The 10,098-nt window shown below is 68.3% G+C and carries 8 protein-coding genes, 1 other RNA gene and 1 pseudogene; 6 read left to right on the top strand and 4 right to left on the bottom strand.

Annotated features, from left to right (window positions below):
- A partial coding sequence (locus tag ABT130_RS45765; RefSeq protein WP_350966223.1) for a membrane dipeptidase occupies positions 1-381 on the bottom strand: 381 nt, incomplete at its 3' end.
- 83 nt (positions 382-464) lie between these two features.
- Positions 465-1,904 (bottom strand): flavin-containing monooxygenase, encoded by a 1,440-nt coding sequence (locus tag ABT130_RS45760; RefSeq protein WP_350966222.1) that lies wholly within the window; start codon positions 1,902-1,904, stop codon positions 465-467.
- A 240-nt stretch (positions 1,905-2,144) separates the two neighbouring features.
- Here ABT130_RS45760 and ABT130_RS45755 point away from each other — a divergent pair, with 240 nt between their 5' ends.
- From ABT130_RS45755 to rnpB, 4 genes are all read left to right on the top strand, one after another.
- Positions 2,145-2,978, top strand: a complete 834-nt coding sequence (locus ABT130_RS45755; protein ID WP_350917802.1) for a Nif3-like dinuclear metal center hexameric protein — start codon at positions 2,145-2,147, stop codon at positions 2,976-2,978.
- Positions 2,975-3,715: a zinc ribbon domain-containing protein gene (locus tag ABT130_RS45750; RefSeq protein WP_350966221.1), complete on the top strand. Its 741-nt coding sequence runs from the start codon at positions 2,975-2,977 to the stop codon at positions 3,713-3,715. The genes ABT130_RS45755 and ABT130_RS45750 overlap by 4 nt, the downstream gene beginning before the upstream one ends.
- Entirely contained in the window at positions 3,712-5,001 is a 1,290-nt protein-coding gene (locus tag ABT130_RS45745) for a bifunctional RNase H/acid phosphatase (protein ID WP_350966220.1), read from the top strand. The genes ABT130_RS45750 and ABT130_RS45745 overlap by 4 nt, the downstream gene beginning before the upstream one ends.
- A 295-nt stretch (positions 5,002-5,296) precedes the next feature.
- An RNA gene (gene rnpB / locus ABT130_RS45740) (RNase P RNA component class A) lies at positions 5,297-5,691 on the top strand.
- A 77-nt stretch (positions 5,692-5,768) separates the two neighbouring features.
- Here the strand turns inward: rnpB and ABT130_RS45735 are convergent.
- The gene (locus tag ABT130_RS45735; RefSeq protein ID WP_350966219.1) at positions 5,769-6,920 is read right to left on the bottom strand and encodes a tyrosine-type recombinase/integrase; all 1,152 of its coding nucleotides are present in this window, start codon (positions 6,918-6,920) and stop codon (positions 5,769-5,771) included.
- Positions 6,921-7,062: 142 nt separating this feature from the next.
- Between ABT130_RS45735 and ABT130_RS45730 the strand changes: the two genes are divergently transcribed.
- Entirely contained in the window at positions 7,063-7,809 is a 747-nt protein-coding gene (locus ABT130_RS45730; protein ID WP_350966218.1) for a NucA/NucB deoxyribonuclease domain-containing protein, read from the top strand.
- A gap of 59 nt (positions 7,810-7,868) precedes the next feature.
- Entirely contained in the window at positions 7,869-8,477 is a 609-nt protein-coding gene (locus ABT130_RS45725; RefSeq protein WP_350923684.1) for a DUF6461 domain-containing protein, read from the top strand.
- Positions 8,478-8,511: 34 nt separating this feature from the next.
- On the opposite strand, the pseudogene ABT130_RS45720 reads toward ABT130_RS45725, so the two are convergent.
- Positions 8,512-9,631, bottom strand: a pseudogene (locus tag ABT130_RS45720) (IS630 family transposase).
- Positions 9,632-10,098: the final 467 nt, after the last annotated feature.

Here is a 10,098-nt window from a genome sequence, read left to right as displayed (position 1 = left end):
CAGCGTGGGCACCAGCTCGACGGCCGAATCCAGCCCCGGCATGCTCTCCAGCGCCAGGACCAGGGCGATCCTGCCCTGGGCGAGCGTCTCGTCGACCTGCGCGCCGTCCAGGCAGAGCCGTACGGCGTCGGCGTTGCCCTCGGCCAGCACGTGGGCGCACTCGATCATGCGCAGTGTCTGCCGGAGCGCGCCCTCGGGGCGGTACTGCTCGTCGATGAAGACCGGCAGCACCTGGAGGTTCACCCCGCCCTCGCGCAGCTGCGGCAGCCAGCGCTCGCGGAAGAACGACGCCCACCGCCGAGGGGGTCTGGCGGTGACGGCCATCAGCAGGTCGTTGTGGGTATCGGCGACCACGGAGTCGCGGTGGAGGTCGGCGGACACGGCGGGCCCTTCTGCGCGTACGGCTCTCGTTCGCCACGACGGTATCGGCACTTCGTCCCCCGTGCCTCGCGAGGGAGCGTGGGTCAGCGCGTGAAGTGGAAGGCGTCCGGGTCCGGGGCGCCGGTGATGCGACGGTAGGCGGCCGTCGTGCCCGGCCAGTTGTTGGTCACCCGGCCGGCCGCGTTCTTGTACCAGCTCGTGCAGCCCGCCTGCCAGACCATGCGCTCCATGGCCGCCTCCAGGCTCTGCCGCCAGGTGGCCATCTTCTCCGGCCTGACCTCCATCGGCCCGCGCGCGGTCAGCTGCGGCAGACAGCCCATGATGTACCGGACCTGACACTCGATCATGAAGACGATCGAGCTGTGGCCGAGGTTGGTGTTGGGGCCGTACAGCAGGAACAGGTTGGGGAAGTGCGGCACGGCGATGCCCAGGTACGCCTCCGCGCCGTCCTTCCACTCCTCGGCCAGGTGCCGGCCGCCGCGCCCGGTGACCTGGATGGGAACCAGGAAGTCGGAGGTCTCGAAGCCGGTCGCGTAGACGATCGCGTCGGCCTCGTGGAGTCCGGCGGCGGTCTCCACACCGCCGGGGACGATCCGGGTGATCCGGTCGGTGACGACGTCCACGTTGGGGCGGGTCAGCGCGGGATAGAACTTGCTGTCGGCGACGATCCGCTTGCAGCCGACCGGGTAGTCCGGGGTCAGCTTGGCCCGCAGCACCGGGTCGGGGACCTGGTCGTGCAGGTGTTCCAGGGCGCGCTTGCGGAGCGGATCGGAGCTCCAGCCTCCGGCCAGGGCCGGGTAGAGGGCGATCTCCGCGTACCGGTAGATCCACTCGCGGTAGGCGCGCTGCAGGAACGGCACGTAGCGGAAGGCGGCCCTGGCGCCGGGGCCGAAGACGGCGTCCGCCTTGGGGATCACCCAGTTGGGGGTCCGTTGGAAGACGTCCAGGTGATCGGCTACCTCGGCGACCTTCGGGATCAGCTGCGCCGCCGAGGACCCGCTGCCGATCACGGCCACCCGCCGGCCGGTCAGATCGACGGAATGGTCCCAGCGGGCGGAGTGGAAAGCCGTGCCATTAAACGTTGACATTCCCGGAATGTCGGGCAAGCGGGGCTGGTTGAGCTGTCCCACGGCCGACACCAGCACGTCGAACAGCTCCTCCCCGGCCGCGGTGCGGACCCGCCACTTCCCCAGCGACTCCTCGAAGACGGCGGCGACGACCGCGGTGTTCAGCCGGAGGTGGGGGCGCACGCCGTACTTGTCGGCGCACCTCTCCAGGTAGCCCAGGATCTCCGGCTGCTCGGGAAAACGGCGCGTCCAGCTGGAGTACTTCTCGAAGGAGAAGGAGTACAGGTGCGAGGGGATGTCGCAGCCCGCCCCCGGATAGGTGTTGTCGCGCCAGGTGCCCCCGACGTTGTCCCCCTTCTCGAAGATCGTGTACGAGCGGATGCCGGCCTTCTCCAGCTGGATGGCCATGCACAGCCCGCCGAATCCGGCGCCGATGATCGCGATCTTCGGACTCATGCGTACGCCTCCGGGTCGGTGTTGTCACGGCAGCGGTCCCCGATGCCGGCAAGGATCAGGCGCCGGTGGACGTCCTCAAGCTCCAGCTGCCGCCTGCGTCCACGTCTCCCCAACTCCACACCTCTTCATATGCGACAAACACTGGAATAAATACTGGATTCCGCTGCTCCCCCATGGGTCAGTATCCGCTTACATTAGGTGATCCGTTCGCGCCGGGGAATAGGCCGATAGTCTGCGCGGGTGCCTACGCTTGCCGACATCGTCACAGAGTTGGAATCCCGCTACGACCCACGCTGGGCGGAGTCGTGGGACGCGGTCGGACTCGTCTGCGGAGACCCCGCCGCGGAGGTGCGCAGGATCCTGTTCGCGGTCGACCCGGTGGCCGCCGTCGCCGACGAGGCCCTCGACTGGGGCGCCGACCTCATCGTCACCCACCACCCGCTCTACCTGCGCGGCACCACGAGCGTCGCGGCCACCACCTTCAAGGGCCGCCTGATCCACAAGCTGATCAAGAACGATGTCGCGCTCTTCACCGCCCACACCAACGCCGACGTCGCCGATCCCGGCGTCTCCGACGCGCTCGCCCGCGCCGTCGGCCTGACCGGCCCGCTCGTCCCGCTCATGCCCGCGGCCGACGACCCCAGGCGCGGCCTGGGCCGGATCGGCTCGCTGCCCGCCCCCGTCCCCCTCGCCGAGTTCGCCCGGCAGGCCGCGCGCGGGCTTCCCGCCACGGCGGGCGGCCTGCGGGTCGCCGGAGACCCCGGCCGCCCCGTCCAGCGGATCGCGGTCAGCGGAGGGTCCGGAGACTCCCTGCTCGGGGTGGCCCGCGCCGCCGGGGTCGACGTCTTCCTCACCGCGGACCTGCGCCACCACCCGGCGAGCGAGTTCATGGAGGCCGACGGCCCCGCGCTGATCGACGCCGCCCACTGGGCCACCGAGTGGCCGTGGCTCGCCGACGCGGCGCACCATCTGGCGTCCGCATCGGCCGCCAGGGGGATTACTGTTGAGACGCGCGTTTCCGAGACGGTCACGGACGCCTGGAAAACAACAGCAAAGTGCGAGGATTTCACGTGAAAGCAGCCCCTGCGGCCCAGAAGCGTCTGCTTGACCTGGCCGAACTCGACTCCGCCCTCGACCGGCTGGCCCACCGCCGCCGTACCCTGCCCGAGCTGGCCCAGATCGACGAGCTCTCCGCTCGGGTCGCCCGCATCGCGACCCAGGTGATCGCCGCCGAGACCGAGTCCGGCGACCTCGCCCGCGAGCAGACCAAGGCCGAGGCCGACGTCGACTCGGTCCGCATCCGCGCCGAACGCGACCAGAAGCGCCTCGACTCCGGACAGGTCTCCTCGCCGAAGGACCTGGCCAGCCTCCAGTCGGAGATCGCCTCCCTGACGCGCCGGCAGGGCGACCTGGAGGACGTGGTGCTGGAGATCATGGAGCGCCGCGAGGCGGCGGACGCGCAGGTCGCCAAGCTGGTGGCCGAGCGCGACGAGCTCACGGGCACCCGCGGCGTCGCCGAGGACCGCAGGGACACGGTCTTCGCCGAGATCGACAAGGAGAAGGGCGAGGTCCAGCGCAGGCGGGCCGAGGTCGAGAAGGACATCCCGGCCGACCTGCTCGCCCTCTACGGCAAGCTCAGGGAGCAGTTCGGGGTGGGCGCCGCGATGCTCCAGGGCGGCCGCTGCCTCGGCTGCCGCACCAGCCTGTCCATCGCCGAGATCAACCGGATCAAGGCCGCCTCCCACGACGAGGTCATCCGTTGCGAGGAGTGCCGCCGGATCCTGGTCCGCACCGCGGAGTCCGGCCTGTGACCTCGTACGTTGTGGAGGCCGACGGTGGCTCGCGGGGCAACCCCGGGCCGGCCGGCTACGGCGCCGTCGTCAAGGACGCCGCCGACGGCCAGGTACTGGCCGAGACGGCCGAGTCGATCGGCACCCAGACCAACAACGTCGCCGAGTACCGCGGGCTCATCGCCGGCCTGACCAGCTTGCTGGCCCTGGCCGGAGACGGTGCGAAGGTCGAGGTCCGGATGGACTCCAAGCTGGTCATCGAGCAGATGGCCGGCCGGTGGAAGGTCAAGAACGAGGGCCTGCGCCCGCTCGCCCTACAGGCCGCGGCCCTTGCCAGGCGCCTCCGGGTGACCTGGCGCTGGATCCCGCGCGAGAAGAACAAGGACGCCGACCGCCTGGCCAACGAGGCCATGGACGCCGCGGCCAAGGGCCGCACCTGGACCGCCTCGGCTTCCTCCTCTCCCGCCGGGGGAGCGATCGGCGCCTCCGGGACCGCTGTCTCCGGGAGCGGTGCCGCCGGGGGTGGTGCCGCCGCCACCCTCACCGGTGGGGGCCCCGCCGAGGACCTTCTCCTCTTCGACACCGATGACCTCGGCGCCGGTGATTCCGGTGGTGGTGTCGTCACCCGGGAGCCGGCGGAACGGACGGCCATGTCCACCGGGCGCGGCACCGGCTGGCGCTCGCCCACCTCGGTCGCGACCTCGCTGTACCTGCTCCGGCACGGTGAGACGCCGCTCTCCGTCGAACGCAGGTTCTCCGGGCTCGGCGATCCCGAACTCACGCCCAACGGCATAGCCCAGGGCGAGGCCGCCGCCGCCAAGCTGGCGGGGGAGTCGTACGGCATCCAGGTGATCGTCAGCTCACCGCTGAGGCGCGCCCGTGCCACCGCGGAGATCGTCGCGGCCAGGACCGGTCTTGAGGTCGTCGTCGAGGAGGGGCTGCGGGAGACCGACTTCGGCGACTGGGAGGGCCACACATTCACCGAGATCCAGCGTCGCTGGCCGGACGAGCTCGCCGCGTGGCTGGCGGACCCGTCCGCCGCGCCGCCGGGTGGGGAGAGTTTCGGGGAGGCGGCGCGGCGGGTCCAGGCGACCGGGGACCTGCTGATCGAGCGCTACGAGGGCAAGACGATCCTCGCCGTCTCCCACGTCACGCCGATCAAGATGCTGCTGCGATTCGCGCTGCTCGCTCCCCTCAGCGCGCTGTATCGCATGCATCTCGACCTGTCAGCCCTGTCCCTGATCGAGTACTACGCCGACGGTCCGGCGGTGGTGAAGGCGTTCAACGACACCTCCCACCTGCGCTGAACCGGCGGTTTCGGGTGGCGGTACGGTGCCGGGCCTCCGGCCGACGATCGGGCCCGATGCGGGAGACGGCCGACACCCGCCTCCCGCATCGGTGCGCGCGTCCACACCCGGTGTGATGGCCGTATCCCATCACACCGGTGCGGATCCCGGCAGCGCGCGGGACCGGCCATCCTTGCTCTCATCGTTTTCCCCTGACGCTCGTCTGTCCCGTCCCGCTTGATTCATATTTCAGCGCAGATGACTTGCCGTTCGGTTGGAGCCCACTTGGGACCCGTTAGGCTTGGAACACGGCGGACGAGCCGGCCGGGCGGCCGCGTCGGGTCTCTTCGGAGACCCGCCGAGGAAGGTCCGGGCTCCACAGGGCAGGGTGGTCGGTAACGCCGACCCGGGGTGACCCGCGGGACAGTGCCACAGAGAACAGACCGCCTCCCCTCGCGGGGAGGTAAGGGTGAAACGGTGGTGTAAGAGACCACCAGCGCCCACGGTGACGTGGGCGGCTCGGTAAACCCCACCCGGAGCAAGGTCAAGAAGGGGCGCTCTCCGGAGCGCCCCGCGCGCGACGTTTGAGGGCTGCCCGCCCGAGCCGCGCGGGTAGACCGCTTGAGGCCGCCGGCAACGTCGGCCCTAGATGGATGGTCGCCTCCTCACGCAAGTGAGGAACAAAACCCGGCCTACAGGCCGACTCGTCCGCCCTATCCTTCTCTGATCTGCGGCGAAGCCTTGATCGGGCAAGATCAAAGCAGTCGGAGGGCACAATGAGGGCACATTCACGTGAGCCCGCCCGCCGTGGCGAAGGCGTGGTCCAGGGCCGTGCGAGCCCGCTCGGATGCCTCCGGGACCAGATGCCCGTAGAGATCCACGGTCGTGGTGATGGACTCGTGCCCGAGCCACCGGGACACCTCGGAGATGGGTACGCCCTCGGCGAGCGCCGTACTGGCGAAGGTGTGCCGCAGATCGTGGAACGTCATGTCCACCGGTACTCCCGCTGATAAGATCGCGGGCTTCAGGACGTCGGCGTTGAAGTAGTCGCGGCGGATCAAGTTCCCGCGCGTCGTCCGAAAGAGAACGTCCTCAGGTTTGTGCCTGTCGATGTACTCGGCCAGCGCATGAGCGAGAATGGCCGGTATCGGGACGTCGCGGACAGAGGCTTTCGTCTTCGGCGGAGCCAGCGTCGGACGCCGGTCGATTACCACGACCTGCTGGTTCACTGTCAGCATGCCCTCGGCGAAGTCGATCCGGTCGACGGCTAGGCCGAGTGCTTCCCCCTGCCGGAGGCCAGCCGCGGCCCCCAGGAGGACCAGCGGCGCGTAGTCGGGTCGCATGGCCCGGTAGAGCGTGATGACCTCGGTGGGGGAGAGGAGCCGGATCGTGGTCTTGTCCGGCTCCGGCAAGCGGATGTCGACGCAAGGGGAGCGGCGGATCATGCCGTCCCGTACTGCTCCGCGCATGATGCTGGAAAAGATCACGTAGATGGTCTCGATTGTGCGCGGGGCCAGGCCTTTCACGTGCAGGTCCTTCACCCACTTCTGTACCGAAGTAGGTCGTATGGAGATCAGGGGTACCAGGCCGAACACCGGGTTGATGTGGTTCTTCAGGTGCCCTTTGTAGGTCATCGAGGTTCCGGGCTTGTGCAGCCGAGAGGCCAGCCACGTTCCTGCGTACACCTGGAACCTGGCCTGCCCGAGCTTGGGGTCGATCCACTCACCACGCGGTTCGTCGGCACGACGGGTCACGTCGAAGCGGTCGGCGTCGGACTTCTTCTCGAAGTTGCGCTTGCGCTGCTCGCCCTTCTCGTTCCGGTAGCGAACCTGCCAGCGCACCCCCTGTCCGTGCTTGGCGGTCGGCACACGCTTGTGCTCGGAGCACTTCGTCTCTCCGGGATCGGGGTGGGACTTGTGCCATCGGTCGTAGACGGTCATGTCTGCTCCCGGACCCAGGCGCGTACGTCTTCGGGGAGGTAGCGCAGGTGCTTGCCGATCCGGCGGCCGGGCCGCCTGGATCTTCCGATCCGAGGGCACCAGGTGGGGCAATTGCACCCTGCGACCCAAGCTCTACCCCGGCGTGAGCATCGACTTCCTCGATCCGGAGCCGTTCAAGCTCTGGCATCACCTCGGAACCGAGCAGATCCCCACCCGCCCGAAGGGCGACTTCCCGTTCGTCGCCCGCTGCGACAGCATCCGCCTCTCCTATCCGGTGCCCAAGGCCAATGGGCAGCCCGGAAACGACTGGATCGGCTACTCCGGCGGGTGCCGAATTCTGGGTGCGGACCGCGTCTACACCATGTACGCGGACGACCCGTTCCGCAGTGAGGTGGCGAGGCACATCAGGGACGCCTTCCAAAACCCGCAGGCGACCGATCCGAAGCTGGACCGGAACGGCAATCCGATCACCAAGAGCTTCCCCGGCAACTATGACGTGATACCCAGACCGCCCCTGACCAGGCGGGCGAGAAACGGGCGCGCACCCGACGGCCCTCTCCTCAACTCGAAGAACCGCACGCAGATGACCTGGTACTGCCCGAACCTCCCCGGGGCCGGCCCGGGCAAGCAGTGCGACGAGTATCCGTTCGCCTCCACCAACCAGGCGATCGGTGTCGAAGGCCAGCTCATCAACAACGTCTGGACGCCCACCTTCAACGCCTCACTTCGTCAGGTGAGCACCGACCACAACCAAGCCGCAGGACGCGACCTGGCGGCCTTCTACGCCCGCTACCGCGTCTTCACCTCTGGCCAGCTCGAAGGCGGCGCGGGCAACTGGCCGTCCAATGCCTTCTGGGTCAGAATCCGCAACGGCGCACCACCGTCATAACGTCATAGCCGGGAGAGGGCCTCGCCCTCTCCCGGCTCCTCCACCATCGGAAGGTGAGCATGCAGTCGCCGACGCACCTGCACGATCTCCTAGTCTCGACCATCTTCACCGAGGGACTCGATGACGAGATGGACCTCTGGACGCTGGGATTCAGCGCCCTCTGGGTCAAAGGAATGGATCGCGACGCCGTCGCCGAGGCCTTCTCCCTGGACCTCGTCACCAGCACGCCGAGCCACCTGAACGAATTGCTCGACAACAGTGAGGAAGGCGGGCCCACCTGGGTGGGCGAGGCCGGAGGGTGGACCTGCATCATTCCGGGGCCGACCGACGACGATTTCCTGCTGCCGTTGACGGCGGGCGGGCGGGAGGCGCTCTGCTTCAGTATGGATATGGGCGGCCATGACCATTTCAAGTATCTGAAGGACGGGGAGGTGGTTGTCGCCTTCCAGCCCACCTGGCCCGACCCCGTGCACGGGAGCGATCCGCACGCGCTCGACCACCTCATGGAAGGGCTGCGCTTCCAGACCAGCGGCGACGACGTCATCGAGGATCGCGTGGACGAGGGCGAGAGCATCAGCTCCGTCCTGACGCTGATCGGCCGGATCACGGGGACGGACATCGCCGCTGACTGGCTTGAGGCGACGCACTCGCTCATCTACCCCCGCTAGTGCGTTGACCACGATGGTTCGCCGGGTGCGGTGGTCAGGCTGCTCGGGATCGTGGTCGGCCCCAGCGTTGCTGGCGTTCGCTGCGGATGCGGGCCCGTTCTTTGCGTTGAGCTTCCAGCAGTGCGGGGTCGCGCCGGTGGTGGTCGCGCCAGCGCAGGTAGGCCTGTAGCTCGCGGGCCAGGACGGGGTGGTTGGCCGGGTCGCTGTTACCCAGGACGAAGCGGCGAAGCGGGCCGAAGTGTGGCTCGATCGGGCTGGCCCAGGAGGCTGCGGTCGGGGTGAAGCACAGTTCGACCTTGTGTCTGCTGGCCCAGGAGCGAATGCGCTGGGTCTGGTTGCCTGACCAGTTGTCGGCGATGACGTAGATCGGGGCGCCGTCAGGACGGGTAGCGCGGATGCTCCTCAGGGCGGTCAAGGTGTGGTCGCCGCCTTTGCGCAGCCGGGTTGCGCCCCACAGGCGATCTTCGCCGATGCTGTAGCAGCCGTGGAAGTAGCGGATGCCGTGGGTGCGGTGGTAGGTGGCCGGGAGCCGGTCGGGGTGCTTGTGCCTGGCCCAGCAGTGGCCGTGGCAGGGCCGGGTGGACAGCGGCCCGAACTGGTCAAAGGCGAAAGCACCGCTGGGGGAAGCGGCGCACGACCTCCTCGATCCGATCCAGTTTCGTATCCGCGTCGGGGTCGGTGCTCTCCTTCCAGGTACGGGTGCGCTGGAAGGAGATGTGGTGGGCGCGGAGCAGTTGCCGTACTCGTTCCCGGCCGATCACGATGGGCCGGTCGGGGTGGGTGTTGAGGTAGTCGGCCAGCTTGCGCAGGCTCCAGTGGGTGAAGGGCCGGCCCAGCTTCTTGGGTCGCGTCCTGGCGGTCTGGATGATGAAGGTCTCGTCTTCGGCGGTGATCCGGCGTGGCCGGCCGCCGGCCCAGTGCGGGTCCAGGCAGGCCGGTCCGTCGGTGTTTAAGGTGTGGACCACGCCGCGGACGGTGTCCTCGTCGGCCTGGACCAGGCGGGCGATCGCCTGGATCGTGTTGCCCGACGCCGACGCCATGATGATCATCGCGCGGCGGGCCCTGATGGAGCCGTGTTTGCCGCGTCGCACGATGCGCTGCAGAGTGCGGCCCTCCTCGGGGGCCGGACGGCGGGCCTTGACTCTCGTGGCCATCTCCAACTCCTGGCTATCGGCAAGGGAGACCTTGTCGCTATCCAGGAGCGAGATCGTCACACCTCAACCGAAATCGTTCGTGGCCGACGCACTAGCGACGGCCCCGAACGACGGTGGACACGGATGGACTCCAAGCCTGCCGATAGTGGCCGTGACCATCGGCGGAGGATACCAGCGGACCAGCCTGGACGATCATGGAAGATCTCGTAATGAAGTGATGGCGACGTGAGCAATCGTGAGTCATTCGCGAACCGATCTCGTGCAGCGTATCGGCAATCGGAGGCGTCGGAAGATGAGAGTGCGTGGGCGGCCCTAACAGCCTCCCCCTCCTAACTGTTCTGACCACGGAGGTTAGGAACAGGGGTTGATCGGTTCGGAACCTGTCAATTTGATCAAGGCAGTTGAGCTGGGCTAATTCTGTGTCGGCTGTTCTGGTGTGTCCTTCTGCTCGTTCGTGTCATCGTTCT

The organism is Streptosporangium sp. NPDC001681 (assembly GCF_040298085.1).
In the GTDB taxonomy this organism is placed as follows: domain Bacteria; phylum Actinomycetota; class Actinomycetes; order Streptosporangiales; family Streptosporangiaceae; genus Streptosporangium.
This window is presented reverse-complemented; position numbering and strand designations above follow the sequence as displayed.

Excerpts from the sequence above, each read along its gene's own strand:
- ABT130_RS45760 (WP_350966222.1), bottom strand. The coding sequence starts at position 1,904 with ATGAGTCCGAAGATCGCGATCATCGGCGCCGGATTCGGCGGGCTGTGC.
- ABT130_RS45735 (WP_350966219.1), bottom strand. The coding sequence starts at position 6,920 with ATGACCGTCTACGACCGATGGCACAAGTCCCACCCCGATCCCGGAGAG.
- ABT130_RS45725 (WP_350923684.1), top strand. The coding sequence starts at position 7,869 with ATGCAGTCGCCGACGCACCTGCACGATCTCCTAGTCTCGACCATCTTC.